Origin of the sequence: Ornithinimicrobium faecis, from assembly GCF_023923225.1 — a bacterium.
In the GTDB taxonomy this organism is placed as follows: Bacteria; Actinomycetota; Actinomycetes; order Actinomycetales; family Dermatophilaceae; genus Ornithinicoccus; species Ornithinicoccus faecis.
The window spans coordinates 2229698-2244659 of the sequence record NZ_CP099489.1; the positions used below are offsets into that span (position 1 = coordinate 2229698).

Here is a 14962-nt window from a genome sequence, read left to right on the forward strand (position 1 = left end):
GTGCAGCCAGCTGCCAGTGACTCAGCAGACGAGTCGTTCCTGGTCCGACCGGCCCGGGAGGCGGACCGCCACGGCGTCCCCGCGAGCTGGTGGCATCCCGATGCCTGGCGTGCGGGGGCCCGATCGCTGGTGGTGGAGAGCGCTGGTGCCATCGTGGCGGCAGCGGCTCGCTGCCCCAACCGGGTGCACCCACTGCGTCACTCGGCCTGGCTGCACCTGTCCGAGGGAGGCGGACGGAGCACGACGTCCGGTGAGGTGGCGTCGGGTGAGGAGACGTCAGGTGAGGTGATGTCGAGTGAGGAGACGTCAGGTGAGGTGATGTCGAGTGAGGCGACGTCAGGTGAGGTGATGTCGGGTCAGGAGACGTCAGGTGAGGAGACGTTGGGAGCGGCACCGTCCCCTGCCGGAGTCGCCGTCCTGCGTGCCCTGCGCGACGCGGGCGACCTCCCGCTGTCCCTCAAGGCCGTGCCGGGCACTGTCGAGCACGCCACGATCGTGGCGGCCGGTGGTGTCGTCTATCAGCACTGCCCGCCCGAGCTCGTGCCGACGGGCACCCCGACGCTGCGGGAGTGGTGTGCGGCCCAGCGCGCCGGGGCCGCTCGGTCTGGCGTGCATCTGGTGCGCGGCGCGGAGCGGTCAACGACCGACCTGACGCGCGCCTGGACCCAGCTCTACGAGGTGGTTCACGCTGACTGGTCGCCCACCGCACCGACGGCCGACCTGCTGGAGATCTTCGGGCCGATGATCGAGGCCGAGCTGGAGTCGGACAGCACGGTGCTGGCCCTGGTGGACGGTGAGATCGTTGCCGCGAGCTTCGTCTTCCTGGGTTCGGACCCGGCCGTTGAGACGGTTGCCGAGGCGCTGGTGCCCGGGCATCCCCACGCACGCAGCGCCGTTGGAGCATGCCTGGCGGACGTGTTGGCGCGGACCGACGGGCGCCCGGTCGAGTTTGACGGGCACCGCAGTGATCCTCACTTCTTCCCGTTGCTGGCATCCCTGCCGGACGTGCGGGCCGGCGACACGCCCCTGGATCTCCTGGAGCTCTGAGCCCGCACTGGGTCAGGTGGAGGTGACCGAGGCGGCCGCCGACGGAGCCCAGAGGGTTGGTGGAGAGTCGGGGTTCGTGGGCTGTGGCCCGTACGAAACCGCTACGAACTTTGCTGAGGGGTGTGCGAGACCTTTATCAAAATGCGGGAGATTACCTGATTGTTACCTGATCAGCGGGGTGGGGTGTTGGGTGGACCCAGTCGCGTCACCTAGACTGCCGCGAGTGTCCACAGGCGGTGGACCGCCCAAGGTCAGGGCGCCTGGACACTCTCCAACAGACGTTATAAGGACTCTTCCATGTCGCCACTGGCCTCGGCCGCTGCCTCCGGAGGCAGCGGTGATGGCTTCAGCATGTTGCTGCTGTTGCTGCCCCTCCTCCTCATCGCTTTCCTCTTCTGGTCGCAGCGCAACCGGCAGAAGAAGTTCAAGGAGATGCAGTCCGACCTGCAGGTCGGGTCCCGGGTGATGACGACCACCGGGCTCTACGGCACCATCGCGCAGATGGACGACAACACGGTCCAGGTCGAGGCTGCGCCGGGGGTCGTGCTGCAGTTTGACCGTCGGGTCGTCATGCAGGCACCGGGGGCACAGCCCCCGCACGCCCAGCCGGAGACCGACAACACCACCGGAGAGCAGTGATGGCGGGCAACTCACGCAACCGCAAGGGCGGCAACCCCCGCAACCGCAAGTCGCGCAACACACTGCTGGCTCTGTTGGCCCTGATCCTTGTCCTGGGTGGGGGACTGGGCGCGGCTCACACGTGGGGTGAGCCCAAGGCTCAACTCACGCCGCTGCTGGGGCTGGACCTGGCCGGTGGGCGACAGGTGGTCATCGAGCCGATCGTCGAGGGTGGACAGAGCGTCCAGTCCGAACAACTGGACCAGGCCATCGACATCATCCGCCGCCGCGTCGACGGCAGCGGCGTGGCCGAGGCCGAGGTCTCCCGCCTCGGCTCCAACATCCAGGTGGCCATCCCCGGCACACCAACCTCGGAACAGCTCGAGGCGCTCAGCCGCTCCTCCCAGCTCCGCTTCCGCGCCGTCCTGGTCTCGGCACCCGTGACCCAGCAGGCGCCGACCGAGCCGCCGCGCGAGCTGCCGATGCCGCCTGGGGCACTGGAAGACCCGATGGCCGAGCCGACCGAGGCTCCCACCGGCGCTGACGATGCCGAGACCACCAACGCGGCCTATCCAGAGGGTCTCCTCGTGGACCAGACGCCCGTGCTGAGCGCAGTCGGCGCGACGGACTCTGCGGACACCACAGACGCACCCGCCACCGATGACGGTGCCAGCACCGACGACGCGCAGTCCACGCAGGCCCCGGACGACTCGGCGGTGACTGACGGCCCGGACGGGCCCGAGCCGACGGATGCGAGCGACCTCGCCTGGATCACCCCGGAGCTGCAGCAGCAGTTCATGGACTATGACTGCACCGACGAGGAGAACCAGCGCGCCGCCTCGTCTGCTCCGGCTGACCAGGCCCTCGTGGTCTGCTCTGCAGGCGGCACGGAGAAGTTCATCCTCGGTCCGTCTGAGCTCAGCGGTGCGTCGCTGACCGATGCCAGCTCCGGCCTGCAGGTCGGCGCCGGTGGGCAGCCCACCGGCATCGTGGAGGTTCGGCTGAACTTCGACAGTGAGGGCCGCGATGCCTTCCGCGAGATCACGACCCGCCTGTTCAACTTCGGCCAGAACACCTCGCAGAACCGCTTTGCGATCGTGCTGGACGGCGAGGTCATCTCCGCCCCGGGCGTCAACTCGCCCATCACCGATGGCGTGGCAACGATCTCCGGTGGCTTCACCAATGACAGCGCCAAGGAGCTGGCCAACACCCTGAAGTTCGGTGCGCTGCCGATGAGCTTCGACGTGCAGACCTCCGAGCAGCTGAGCCCCCAGCTCGGCGGGGAGCAGCTGCGTCTGGGCATGATTGCCGGCGCGATCGGCATGATCCTGGTGTTCATCTACTCGCTGTTCCAGTATCGAGCGCTCGGACTGGTCACGATCGCCTCGCTGATCATCGCCGCGATCCTGGCCTACCTGGCCGTGACATTCCTCGGATGGGCCACGAACTTCCGCCTCACCATGGCCGGTGTGACCGGTCTGATCGTCGCGATCGGTGTGACGGCGGACAGTTTCATCGTCTACTTCGAACGCATCCGTGACGAGGTGCGCACCGGGCGTCCGCTGCGCTATGCCGTCGACACGGGGTGGCGGCGCGCCCGACGCACCATCATCATCTCCGACGTGGTCAACCTGATCGCCGCCGGTGCGCTCTATTTCCTCTCCGAGTCCAGTGTGAAGGCGTTCGCCTTCGCCCTGGGTCTGAGCACCGTCATCGACCTGCTCGTCGTCATCATGTTCACCCACCCGGTGGTGAGCATCCTGGCCAACACCAAGTTCTTCGGCGAGGGGCACAAGTGGTCGGGCATGGACCCTGAGCACCTGGGCGCCCGTCGTTCCACCTATCTGGGCCGTGGCCAGTTCGCGATGCCCGAACCCAAACGGACTGGTCCCACTCGGGAGCAGACCGAGGGAGGCATCGTCTGATGTTTAGTTTTGCCAGATTCGGTAATGAGCTGTTCACCGGGAAGCGCTCGTTCAACATCGTCGGGCGGCGCAACCTCTGGTATGGCATCGCAGGTGTCCTGATCGTCGTGTCGATTCTCGGCATCTTCGTCAAGGGCCTCAACTTTGGCATCGAGTTCCGTGGTGGCACCGAGCTGCGGGTGCCCGGTGTCAGCAACATGCAGGACTATGAGACGCGGGCCGAGGAGGCGCTGCGGGCACAGGCCCCCGACGCCGCTGAGGTCTCGGTCACCCAGATCGGCTCCGACACGGTCCGCATCCAGACCGGTGAGCTGACCTCCACGGAGTCCGACGACAGCATCGAGGCACTGGCAGAGGAGTTCTCGGTCGACAGCACCAACGTCACCAGTTCCTTTGTCGGTCCCTCCTGGGGTGACACCGTCACCACGAAGGCACTTCAGGCCCTGATCGCGTTCCTCGTGCTCATCACCATCGTGCTGGCCTTCTATTTCCGCACCTGGAAGATGGCGGCGGCGGCCCTCGTCGCGCTGCTGCACGACGTGCTCTTCACCGTCGGGATCTATGGGCTGTTGGGGATCGAGATCTCCCCGGCGTCGATGATCGGCTTCCTGACGATCCTCGGCTACTCGATCTACGACACCATCGTCGTCTTCGACAAGGTGCGTGAAAACACCGAGTACGCCCTGGACTCCCAGCGCACGACCTACTCCCACGCCGCCAACCTCGCGGTCAACCAGACCCTGGTGCGCTCGATCAACACCTCGGTCGTCGCCCTGCTGCCGGTCGCTGCCATCCTGGTCTTCGGCATCGCGTTCATTGGCCCGGGCACCCTGCTCGACCTGTCGGTTGCACTGTTCATCGGCATGGCGGTCGGCACCTATTCGTCGATCTTCATCGCGACCCCGCTGCTGGTGCACCTGCGCCAGGGGGAGCCGGCGATCAAGGCGCTGGAGAAGAAGGTCGCCAAGCGCGAGGGCCGCCAGGGCGGTCAGACCGACTACTCCGCCCCGCCCGGCATGGAGTCGATCGATGGCAGTGCCCCTCCCGGCATGGAGACCATCGGTGCCTCCGAGGAGGGTGCTGGTGTCACGGTGCTCGCCGCAGAGGACGACGACGCAGCGGCAGACCCGGCGCTGGGTGGCGACACCGGTCAGACCGCACCGGCACGCCGTGCCCAGGAGGTCCACCCACGGGCCGCCGCTCGGGAACCCCACCCCAGGGCGCGGGGGCCGCGCAACCAGCCCAAGCGGCCGCCGAAGTCCAAGCGCTGACCTGCGCCTCGGCATACCTCGACCATGACCGATCACTTGCACATCAGCGACCATGAGATCGATGGGCCGGACCCCGATCTGGCTCGGGACGTCGCGAGCAGCCTGAGGGCGATCCCGGACTTCCCCGAGCCCGGTGTCGTCTTCAAGGACTTCACCCCGTTGCTGCTGGACACCGCCCTGCGTGATCGGGTCGTGGCCGACGTGGTGCGGCGGCGCGCTGGTGCCGTGGACGTCGTGATCGGTGTGGAGGCCCGAGGGTTCATCCTCGGGTCGATCATCGCTCACGAGCTGGGGGTCGGCTTCGTGCCGGTCCGCAAGGAGGGCAAGCTGCCCGCGGACACCCACTCGGTGTCCTACACGCTGGAATACGGGTCGGCGACCATCGAGCTGCACACCGACGCGGTCTGGCCCGGGCAGCGTGTGCTGGTGGTGGATGACGTCCTGGCCACCGGAGGCACGGCGGCTGCCACCGTCGAGCTGGTGGGACGGTGCGGCGGGCAGACCGTGGCCGTCGAGGTGGTCCTCGAGCTGGGGTTCCTCAACGGTCGGGACCAGCTCGCTGGCACCGAGGTGCACGCGCTGCTCACCGACTGACCTGGGACCCTCCTGTGGGCGATGGCACGATCAGGGGTCCAAGCGGCCTACAATCGCGTCATGAGTGAGGATGTCATTCCGACCTCCTCCCAGAGCTATGGCGTGCGCGCGCGTCTGGCGAGGCTGGGAGGCACCCGGCCGGGCGCCAACCCGGTCCTGGAGCCGCTGCTGCGCGCCGTGCGGGCGACGCACCCCAAGGCTGACCTGGAGCTGATCGAGCGCGCCTATCGTGTTGCCGAGCGAGCCCACGAGGGGCAGGTCCGCAAGAGCGGTGACGCCTACATCACCCACCCCCTGGCGGTGGCGACCATCCTCGCCGAGCTGGGTATGACCCCCTCGACCATCGCGGCGGCGTTGCTGCACGACACCGTGGAGGACACGGCATACTCCCTCGATCAGCTGCGCACCGACTTCGGTGACGAGATCGCCATGATGGTCGACGGGGTCACCAAGCTGGACAAGGTGCAATACGGCGAGGCCGCCCAGGCAGAGACCGTCCGCAAGATGGTGGTCGCCATGGCCCGCGACATCCGGGTGCTGGTGATCAAGCTGGCCGATCGGCTGCACAATGCCCGGACGTGGCGCTACGTCTCCCAGGAGTCGGCCGCGCGCAAGGCCAACGAGACGCTGGAGATCTACGCACCCCTGGCCCACCGGCTGGGCATGAACACCATCAAGTGGGAGCTCGAGGACCTGTCCTTCGCCCAGCTCTATCCCAAGATCTATGACGAGATCGTCCGGATGGTCGCCGAGCGGGCCCCGGCGCGCGAAGAATATCTCGCGACTGTGCGCACCGAGATCGGCAAGGACCTCAAGGAGTCCAAGATCAAGGCGCTGGTGACCGGGCGCCCCAAGCACTACTACTCCGTCTATCAGAAGATGATCGTGCGGGGACGTGACTTTGAGCAGATCTATGACCTGGTGGCAGTGCGGGTGCTGGTCGAGACGGTGCAGGACTGTTATGCGGTCCTTGGTGCGCTGCACGCGCGGTGGAACCCGGTCCCGGGCCGGTTCAAGGACTACATCGCCATGCCCAAGTTCAACATGTATCAGTCGTTGCACACGACGGTCATCGGGCCTGACGGCAAGCCGGTCGAGGTGCAGATCCGCACGCACCAGATGCACCGGCGTGCGGAGTATGGCGTGGCCGCCCACTGGAAGTACAAGGAGGACGGCGTCAAGACCGCTGTCGGTGCTGACGGTGGGCCGGGCCAGATGGAGGGCATGCAGTGGCTGCGTCAGCTGCTGGACTGGCAGAAGGAGACCGCCGACCCGGGGGAGTTCCTGGAGTCGTTGCGTTTCGAGATCGGCGGGGCCGAGGTCTATGTCTTCACCCCCGGCGGTGATGTCATGGCGCTGCCGGCAGGCGCGACGCCGGTGGACTTCGCCTATGCGGTCCACACCGAGGTCGGGCACCACTGCGTCGGCGGACGAGTCAACGGCAAACTGGTGCCACTGGACAGCTCGTTGGCCAATGGTGATGTCGTTGACATCCTGACCAGCCGGGCCGCTGGCGCCGGCCCGAGCCGGGACTGGCTCAACTTCGTCAAGAGCCCGCGAGCGCGCAACAAGATCAGGCAGTGGTTCTCCAAGGAGCGCCGCGAGGAGATGATCGAGTCCGGCAAGGACCAGATCGCCAAGGTGCTCCGCAAGCAGAACCAGCCACTGCAACGGCTGATGTCCCACGAGACGCTCAACGCCGTGGCAGGGGACCTGCGCTATACCAACGTCGACGGGCTCTATGCCGCCGTGGGGGAGGGACACGTCTCCGCGGCGCACGTCGTCAAGCAACTGGTGGCCACGCTCGGTGGCGAGGACGGCGCGACCGAGGACCTGGCCGAGGCCACGGTGCCCAACCGCGGGCGCAACCGGTCCCTTGACTCGGGTGTCACCGTGGTGGGCACCGACGATGTCTGGGTCAAGCTGGCCAAGTGCTGCACGCCCGTGCCGGGCGATCCCATCATGGGCTTCGTGACGACCGGCAAGGGCGTCTCTGTCCACCGCACGGACTGCACCAACGCCGAGTCGCTCAAGGCTCAGTCAGAGCGTCTGATCGACGTGGCCTGGTCCCCGACCGAGACCAGTGTCTTCCTCGTGCAGCTGCAGGTTGAGGCGCTGGACCGCGCCGGGCTGCTCGCGGAGATCACCAAGGCCCTGACCGACCAGCACGTGAACATCCTGGCGGCCTCGGTGCAGACCGGCCGGGACCGGGTGGCCCTGTCCAAGTTCACCTTCGAGATGGCCGACCCGAGCCACCTGGAGTCCGTGATCCGGGCCGTGCGCCGAGTCAGCGGGGTGCTGGACGCCTATCGGATCACCGGCACCCAGCGCACCGACCCCCACCGGCGGCACCAGAGCGCCTGACCGGCCGATGGTCTCGCACCAGAGCGCCTGACCGGCCGATGGTCTCGCACCAGAGCGCCTGACCGGCCGATGGTCTCCTGGTCCGTTTAGGGCGGTTGACCGTGCATCCAAACAGGTAACGTCAGACGTGCCCGCACAACGGTGCAGGTCAGGGCCCTGCGCCAGGTGAGGCTTGACGACTTTGCCTGTCTGGGTGCACGCGCATCACCGACGAGCTGGCCAGGGACGCCAGGTGAACCAGGATGCGCCCTCAGGCAGGTGAGAGGAAGGCCTCGAGAGCCCCGGCATACATCGCCTGGTCTGCCACGCCGCACGCCTCACGCGTGGAGTGCATCGACAGGGTCGGTGCGCCGAAGTCGACGGTGGTCGCACCGGTCAGGGCCGAGGTCATCGGGCCGACAGTAGAGCCACACGGCAGGTCGGTGCGGGTGACGAAGCTCTGCACCGGCACGCCGGCCTGGTCGCAGGCCAGTCGGAAGGCCGCTGCGCCGAGTCCGTCTGTGGCATAACGGGCCTGGGCGTTGATCTTCAGGACCGGCCCGCCATTCATCTGCACGTGGTGCCCAGGCTCGTGACGCTCGGCGTAGTTCGGGTTGGTCGCGTGCGCCATGTCGCCCGAGGCGATCACGGTGCCGGCCAGGGCACGCAGATAGTCCTCGCGAGATCCCCCGCGGGACAGGACAATTCGCTCCAAGGTCGCCGTCAGGAAGGTCGACTGCGCGCCACGCTCGGTGGTGCTGCCGACCTCCTCGTGATCGAACAACGCGATCACCGGCACGACACCGGGGACGCCCGCCTCGACGGCAGCGATCAGCGCGATCGTGGCCGCGAAAGAGGTCGCGAGGTTGTCCAACCGTGCCGAGGCAAGCAGGTCGCGATCGCGACCAATGCGTCGGGCCGGGGTCAGGTCGTGAGTCATCAGGTCCCAGCCGAGCACGTCATCGGCAGCGACATCGAGGCGCTCGGCGACGAAGCCCACCAGATCGCCTGGCGTCTCACCCTGTCCCCAGTGCGGGACCAGGTGCTGCTGCGGGTTGAGCTTCAGACCCTCGGAGTTGACCGTGCGGTCCAGGTGAGGAGCGAGCTGGGACACGCGCAGCAGCGGCTCATCGATCAGGAGGAGTCGTCCCTCGACGCCCGTGTCGGCCCGGAGTGCGACCCGCCCGGACAGGCCCAGATCACGATCCAACCACGTGTTGAGCAGTGGTCCGCCGTAGACCTCAACGGCGAGCTGCTGCCAGCCCGAGCGCAGCACGTCCGGTCGGGGCTTGATGCGCAGGTTGGGGGAGTCGGTGTGCGCGCCAACGACCCGGAACGGCGCGGAAGCAGCCAGATCGGTCTCGGTGGACCACGCGATGAGCGAGCCGCCGCGCACCGTCAGATAGCGCCCGGGATCGGCGGGAGTCGGGTCAGTCTCGGCGACGCGAGTGAATCCTGCGTCCAGCAGCAGTGCCGCTGTGCTCTCCACCGCGTGGAACGGCGAGGGAGAAGCATCGAGGTATGCCGCCAGGCGGCTTGCGGTGTCGTCCTGGTCGAAGGCGTGGGGCATGGCTCAGCCGCCGAACTCTGACAGACCGCCCCGCGCGGAGTCCAACCAGCCCTGGCGGGCCTCGAGGGCAGCCTGGGCCTCAGCGATCTTCTTGTCGTTGCCCGTGGCGCGGGCGGCCTCCAGGTCCTGCTCCAGACCCTGCACCGCACGCTCCAGCTGCTCGACCATGGACTGCGCGCGAGCGTTGAGCTCTGGGTTGGTCTTCTTCCATTTGGCGTCTTCCTGGTCGCGGACGGCCTGCTCGACCTTGCGCAGACGACCCTCGACCCGCGACATGTCGGAGCGCGGCACCTTGCCGGCCTCTTCCCAGCGGTCCTGGATGCCCCGCAGCGCGGACTTGGCGGCCTCCAGGTCGGTGACCGGCAGGAGTGCCTCGGCCTCGGTGAGCAGCTCCTCCTTGACCACCAAGTTGGCGCTGAACTCCTCGTTCTCTGCCGCGACCACCTCGTCCTTGGCGTTGAAGAAGGCGTCCTGAGCCGTGCGGAACCGCTCCCACAGGGCGTCGTCGTCAGAGCGCTGGGCGCGACCGGCGCGTCGCCAGTCCTGCATCAGGCGCTTGAAGGCGCCGGCTGTGGGTCCCCACTCCTTGCTGCTGGACAGCGCCTCCGCCTCGACGACGAGCTTTTCCTTGACGCGCTTGGCCTCGGAGTGCTGGGTGTCCAACTCGCTGAAGAAGGCCTTGCGGTTCTTGTCGAACGTGCTGCGGGCTGCGCTGAGGCGCTGCCAGAGTGCGTTCTCGACATCCTTGTCGAGCTTGGGGCCCTTCTTCTGCAGGCCACGCCACTGGTCCAGCATCCCGCGCATCTTGCCGCTGGCTGACTTCCACTGGATCTGGTGGACGTCGGCGGCCGCGAGCGTCTCGGCCTCGACCACGAGGGCTTCGCGAACGGTCGTGGCCTCGGCCTTCGCGGTGGCACGCGCCTCGGTCTCGTTGCGCTGGCGCTCCTTGACGGCAGCCTCAATGGCGGTGACACGCTCCCGGAGGGCGGCCAGGTTGCCCACGACATTGGCCTCACCGATCTGGTCGCGCAGCGTCTTGAGCGACTCGCGGGCCTCGTGGGCCGAGATCTCCGTCTGACCGAGGCGCTGCTCCAGGAGCTGTGCTCCGGCGGCGAGCTCGTCATACTTGCGGGCGAAGTAAGCCAGGGCCTCGTCGTGTGATGCCTCGGGGTAGGAACCGACCGCGCGCTCCTCCTCGCCGTCCTTGACGAAGACAGTGCCGTCCTCGGCGACGCGTCCGAAGGTGATCGAGTCTGTCGTTGCGGGGACCGCGGGCGCGGCTGGCACCGCCGGGGTGACGGCAGGCTTGCGTCCGGCCAGTGCCGCAGGAGAGGGGACCGGTCCGGGCTTGGGCTTCGGGGCCGGTGTCGGTGCGGGTGTCGCGTCGGGTGCGGCGGCAGCCGGGGCAGGAGTGGCCGACGCAGGAGCCGCTTCGGTGGATTCCTTGGGGGCGTCACTCGGTGCGCTGGGCTCTTCGGCTTCTGCTGTCGCCTCAGCCGGTGCCTCCGGTGCCTCCACAGTGGTGGCTGCCTGCTCGACCGGTGCCTCCATAGTGGAGGCTGCCTCCTGGACCGGTGCCTCCGGTGCCGCTACTGCGGGCGTCTCCACTGCTGGGGTGGACTGCTCGACCGGTGCCTCTGGTGTTTCGGCGGGCGCCTCGGAGGTGGGGGTGGCCTGCTCGACCGGTGCCTCCGATGCTTCGGACGGTGCATCCGTGGTCGGAGCGGTGTCCGGGGCGGGAGTCTCGGTCTCGGCGGAGGGCGCTGTGGGCTCGGCCGGGGTGTCAGTCACGTCGTCAGCCGCGTCGTCAGTCTCCGTGGCAGCCGGTGTTTCGGCGGGTGCCTCGGAGGTGGGGGCGGCCTGCTCGGCTGGCGCCTCGGGCGCAGGGGCTGTGACCTCGGGTTCGGTCACCTCCCGCTCTGGGGTTGTCCCCTGGGGTGGTGGCTGCTCACTGACCGTGGCCGGTGACTGCTCGGTCACCGCCGACGTGTCGTCCGGGGTGTTGTTGGTTCCCTGCGGCTGCTCGCTCACTCTGTTGCCTTTTCCTGTGTGACCTCGACCGAGAGGATGCTGATCGGTGCCGCCGGGGTTCCGTCGGCACCGCCGCCATCGACGCCTTGTTCGGCGACGCGGTCCACTATGTCCATTCCATTGGTGACCCTACCGAAGATGCTGTAGCCACCACCTTCAATTGGCAGTTCCGTGTCCTGATAGACGATGAAGAACTGTCCACCATTGCTGTTGGGGTCCTGGCTGCGGGCCATCGCTAGCGTGCCGGGCGGATACTTCCCGTCCTCGGGAGCGTTCTCGATGCCGAAGGTATAGCCGGGGGCGCCGCGACCGGTGCCGGTGGGGTCACCGCACTGCAGCACGAAGATGCCCTGCGTGGTCAACCGGTGGCACGGGCTGTCGGCCCAGTAGCCAGCCTCGGCGAGATGTCCGAACGAGGCCACGGTGGCGGGAGCCTCATCGCCGAAGAGCTCGACCTCGATCGTGCCGCAGTTGGTGTCGATGGAGCCGATCCACGTCCCAGCGGCCTCGGCCTGAGGTGCCTCGAGGGGCTCCATGGTCCGTGCGCTCGGCACCACCGGAGGTTCGCTGCAGCCAGCACTCGCACCGGCTGGGGAAAGCGTGGCGGTGGGTCCGCTGACGTCGTCACGTCCCTCATCCGCAGAGTCGGTGGTGTCGGGACTGCCGCATGCGGTGAGCAGGACGACGCTGACCACTAGCGATCCAAGTGCCTGCCACCGGTGACGACCCAGCGCCATTCGTGTGCTCCTGACGTGCTCGGCCAAAGGTGGAGCGGCCAGTCTAGGCAGCGCCTCACAGCGAAACGGTCACAGCCCGATGACGGTTTGGACACGATCGGACGTAGGTTTGGTCACATGTTGGTCATCAGCATCGAAGCAGCCGCTTTTGGCACGAATTGCTACCTGGTCGCCCCGGCCTCAGGCGAGGAGTGTCTCATCGTCGACCCGGGGGTCGGCGTGGAGGCCCAGGTCGCTGAGACGCTCGCCCAGCACGGGCTGCGCCCGGCCGCAGTCCTGCTCACCCACGGCCACCTGGACCACACCTACTCAGTGACGCCGGTCTGCGGGGGCACCACTGCGGCATACATCCACCAGGACGACCGCTATCGCCTCCGGGACCCGCTGGCCAGCACGAGTCCGCAGTTGCTTGGGATGCTCGAGCAGCAGTTCGGCCGCCGTGCCAACTGGGCTGAGCCGGACACCGTTGTCGACCTCGCCGGTGGTCAGGAACTGGACCTGGCAGGCCTCTCGCTCGGGGTCGCGCACGCCCCCGGGCACACCGAGGGCTCCGTGCTCTTCAGCCTGCCCGGCGTGCCGACCGGGATGCCGGACGAGGTGGACCGCACGGTGCTGACCGGTGATGTGCTGTTTGCCGGCTCGATCGGTCGCACGGATCTGCCAGGTGGTGACCACAGCGCGATGCTGCGGTCGTTGCGTGATGTGGTGCTTCCACTGCCGGACTCCAGCCTGGTGCTGCCGGGCCACGGACCGGCCACCAGCATCGCCCGCGAGCGCGCCACCAACCCCTACCTGACCTCGCTGACCTGACGGCCCGCCGGGGTGCACCCAGGCAGGACGCCGAGCACGGGGGCGGAGCACAGCGCGAGCCTCGTTAGACTCGCCGCGTGATCAAACCCCACACTGCCCCCGGCACCCTCGAGCTCCTGCCCACCGAGCAGATCGCGTTCCAACGCATGCTCGACGTGATCCGGTCCGGCTATGAGCGGTTCGGGTTCCTGCCCATCGAGACGCCGGCCTATGAGCTGACCGACGTGCTGCTCACCAAGACCGGTGGCGAGACCGAGCGGCAGGTCTATTTCGTGCAGTCCACCGGCTCCCTGGAAAAGGCTGCGGCACAGGATGACCCGGCCCTGCCCGAGCTGGCGCTGCGGTTCGACCTGACGGTGCCGTTGGCGCGCTATGTCGCCGAGCACGAGCACCAGTTGACCTTCCCGTTCCGGCGCTATCAGATGCAGCGGGTCTATCGCGGCGAGCGCCCGCAGAGGGGCCGCTACCGCGAGTTCTATCAGTGCGACATCGACATCATCGGCAAGGACGGGCTCAGCCCCCGCCACGACGCAGAGTGCCCGGCGGTCATCCACACGATCTTCACCGACCTCAACATCGGCGCCTTCACGATCCAGCTCAACAACCGCAAGTTGATGCGCGGGGTCTTCGAGGACCTGGGCATCACTGACACCGATCAGCAGGTGGCTGTGCTGCGTGAGGTCGACAAGCTCGACAAGCGCGGCCCCGATGCCGTGCGCGAGACGTTGGTCGGCGATTGCTATGGCCTGGCGGCAGATGCCGTCGCCGCCCTGCTGACGCTCGTCGCCACCCGCTCCACCTCCCACGATGACGCCCTGGCGATCCTTGACCGGGTCCAGCGCGAGTCAGCGGGCTCGGCGACGCTCGCCACCGGTGTGGCGGAGTTGCGTGAGGTGCTGTCCGTGCTGCGCGACCTGGGAGTCCCCGAGAGCGACTACGCCCTCAACCTCTCCATCGCGCGCGGTCTGGACTACTACACCGGCACGGTCTATGAGACGACCCTCGACGATCACCCGGAGATCGGGTCGGTCTGCTCCGGCGGGCGCTATGACGACCTCGCCGGGCAATACACCAAGTCCAAGCTGCCGGGCGTGGGGATGTCGATCGGCCTGACCCGGCTGTTCTGGCAGCTGCGCGAGGCGGGCATCGTCGGCACCGCGGAGTCGACGGTGCAGGTGCTCGTGCCTCAGCTCGACGAGGCTCACCTCCCGCAGTGCCTGGCCCTGGCCACGGACCTGCGGCAGGGCGGCATCAACACCGAGGTGGTCCTGGACGGCGGCAAGCTCGGGAAGCAGCTGAAGTATGCCGATCGTGCCGGGATCAGGTTCGTCGCCATCGTGGGGGCCCAGGAGGTGGAGGCTGGGACCGTCACCATCAAGGACCTGCGCCGCCAGGACCAGTTCACGGTGGCCCGTGACGAGGTGGTGCCGGCCGTGCGGGTGGAGTTGGCCCAGCCGCTGGACGTCTCGCGCGACTGACTTCCGTCGGCGCTCGTGAGTGCGGGCACCGCCCCTCCAGGGGGGTGGAGTGCACTCACGAGTGACCCTGATCGCGTGTGCCTTGGGATTCAGCGCGGCAAGCGTGTTAGCGTAATAGCGCGTTACTACACCACCCGTGGTCGGCCCCGTCCGACAGTCCACCCTGGAGCACCCGATGAAGCGCCGTGACACCGGCCAGCCCCGCAGCGCCAGCGACGAATTGTCGCCGCGCGAGCAGGCCCAGGCTGCTCTGGCGCAGGCGCTGGCCTCGGTGGAGGACCCCGCCCAGATGGCCGACTTCCTCACCGACCTGTGCACCCCGGCAGAACTCGAGGCACTGGCCGACCGGTGGAGTGTCGTGCCGCTGATTGAGGACGGAGTCTCCTATCGCCAGGTGCACGAGCAGACCGGCGTCAGCGTGACCACCGTGGGCCGCGTCGCCCGCTGCCTCGAGCACGGGACCGGCGGTTACCGCGCCGTCCTCGCGCATACGCGCGGTGCGCAGCCCGCCCACGGCTGAGCGCACCACCCCAGAGAT

At 67.9% G+C, this 14962-nt stretch carries 12 protein-coding genes; 9 read left to right on the forward strand and 3 right to left on the reverse strand.

The features are described from left to right. The 6 genes from NF556_RS10345 (at position 1) to NF556_RS10370 (ending at position 7819) form a co-directional block, all read left to right on the forward strand. Positions 1-1047, forward strand: a complete 1047-nt coding sequence (locus tag NF556_RS10345) for a hypothetical protein (protein ID WP_252595562.1) — start codon at positions 1-3, stop codon at positions 1045-1047. A gap of 297 nt (positions 1048-1344) precedes the next feature. After that, a complete protein-coding gene (gene yajC, locus NF556_RS10350; RefSeq protein ID WP_252595564.1) occupies positions 1345-1686 on the forward strand; it encodes a preprotein translocase subunit YajC in 342 nt (113 codons plus the stop codon). Continuing rightward, positions 1686-3590, forward strand: a complete 1905-nt coding sequence (gene secD, locus NF556_RS10355; protein WP_252595566.1) for a protein translocase subunit SecD — start codon at positions 1686-1688, stop codon at positions 3588-3590. The genes yajC and secD overlap by 1 nt, the downstream gene beginning before the upstream one ends. Beyond that, positions 3590-4861, forward strand: a complete 1272-nt coding sequence (secF, locus tag NF556_RS10360; RefSeq protein WP_252595568.1) for a protein translocase subunit SecF — start codon at positions 3590-3592, stop codon at positions 4859-4861. The genes secD and secF overlap by 1 nt, the downstream gene beginning before the upstream one ends. A gap of 24 nt (positions 4862-4885) precedes the next feature. Then, complete coding sequence (locus tag NF556_RS10365; protein ID WP_252595570.1) at positions 4886-5455, forward strand: adenine phosphoribosyltransferase; 570 nt, start codon at positions 4886-4888, stop codon at positions 5453-5455. A 60-nt stretch (positions 5456-5515) separates the two neighbouring features. Beyond that, positions 5516-7819 (forward strand): RelA/SpoT family protein, encoded by a 2304-nt coding sequence (locus NF556_RS10370; protein ID WP_252595572.1) that lies wholly within the window; start codon positions 5516-5518, stop codon positions 7817-7819. Positions 7820-8069: 250 nt separating this feature from the next. On the opposite strand, the gene NF556_RS10375 is transcribed toward NF556_RS10370, so the two are convergent. Genes NF556_RS10375 through NF556_RS10385 form a run of 3 tightly spaced genes read right to left on the reverse strand, consistent with a single transcriptional unit; the run spans position 8070 to position 11935 of the window. Continuing rightward, positions 8070-9368, reverse strand: a complete 1299-nt coding sequence (locus tag NF556_RS10375; RefSeq protein WP_252595574.1) for a M18 family aminopeptidase — start codon at positions 9366-9368, stop codon at positions 8070-8072. A 3-nt stretch (positions 9369-9371) separates the two neighbouring features. Beyond that, positions 9372-11399, reverse strand: a complete 2028-nt coding sequence (locus NF556_RS10380) for a DUF349 domain-containing protein (protein WP_252595576.1) — start codon at positions 11397-11399, stop codon at positions 9372-9374. Beyond that, on the reverse strand, positions 11396-11935 hold the full coding sequence (locus tag NF556_RS10385) for a peptidylprolyl isomerase (protein WP_252595577.1): 540 nt from the start codon (positions 11933-11935) through the stop codon (positions 11396-11398). The genes NF556_RS10380 and NF556_RS10385 overlap by 4 nt, the downstream gene beginning before the upstream one ends. A gap of 318 nt (positions 11936-12253) precedes the next feature. Here NF556_RS10385 and NF556_RS10390 point away from each other — a divergent pair, with 318 nt between their 5' ends. The 3 genes from NF556_RS10390 (at position 12254) to NF556_RS10400 (ending at position 14944) form a co-directional block, all read left to right on the forward strand. Next, positions 12254-12946 carry an MBL fold metallo-hydrolase gene (locus tag NF556_RS10390; protein WP_252595579.1) on the forward strand — a complete coding sequence of 231 codons (693 nt, stop codon included), beginning with the start codon at positions 12254-12256 and terminating at the stop codon, positions 12944-12946. Between the two features lie 77 nt (positions 12947-13023). Next, positions 13024-14424 carry a histidine--tRNA ligase gene (gene hisS, locus NF556_RS10395; protein WP_252595580.1) on the forward strand — a complete coding sequence of 467 codons (1401 nt, stop codon included), beginning with the start codon at positions 13024-13026 and terminating at the stop codon, positions 14422-14424. 175 nt (positions 14425-14599) lie between these two features. Further along, positions 14600-14944, forward strand: coding sequence for a YerC/YecD family TrpR-related protein (locus tag NF556_RS10400; protein WP_252595582.1), 345 nt, complete (start codon positions 14600-14602; stop codon positions 14942-14944). Positions 14945-14962: the final 18 nt, after the last annotated feature.

Bases quoted from the DNA above. Each gene is read 5' to 3' on its own strand.
- yajC (WP_252595564.1), top strand. From the start codon at position 1,345: ATGTCGCCACTGGCCTCGGCCGCTGCCTCCGGAGGCAGCGGTGATGGC.
- secD (WP_252595566.1), top strand. From the start codon at position 1,686: ATGGCGGGCAACTCACGCAACCGCAAGGGCGGCAACCCCCGCAACCGC.
- secF (WP_252595568.1), top strand. From the start codon at position 3,590: ATGTTTAGTTTTGCCAGATTCGGTAATGAGCTGTTCACCGGGAAGCGC.
- NF556_RS10365 (WP_252595570.1), top strand. From the start codon at position 4,886: ATGACCGATCACTTGCACATCAGCGACCATGAGATCGATGGGCCGGAC.
- NF556_RS10370 (WP_252595572.1), top strand. From the start codon at position 5,516: ATGAGTGAGGATGTCATTCCGACCTCCTCCCAGAGCTATGGCGTGCGC.
- NF556_RS10375 (WP_252595574.1), bottom strand. From the start codon at position 9,368: ATGCCCCACGCCTTCGACCAGGACGACACCGCAAGCCGCCTGGCGGCA.
- NF556_RS10385 (WP_252595577.1), bottom strand. From the start codon at position 11,935: ATGGAGCCCCTCGAGGCACCTCAGGCCGAGGCCGCTGGGACGTGGATC.
- NF556_RS10390 (WP_252595579.1), top strand. From the start codon at position 12,254: ATGTTGGTCATCAGCATCGAAGCAGCCGCTTTTGGCACGAATTGCTAC.
- NF556_RS10400 (WP_252595582.1), top strand. From the start codon at position 14,600: ATGAAGCGCCGTGACACCGGCCAGCCCCGCAGCGCCAGCGACGAATTG.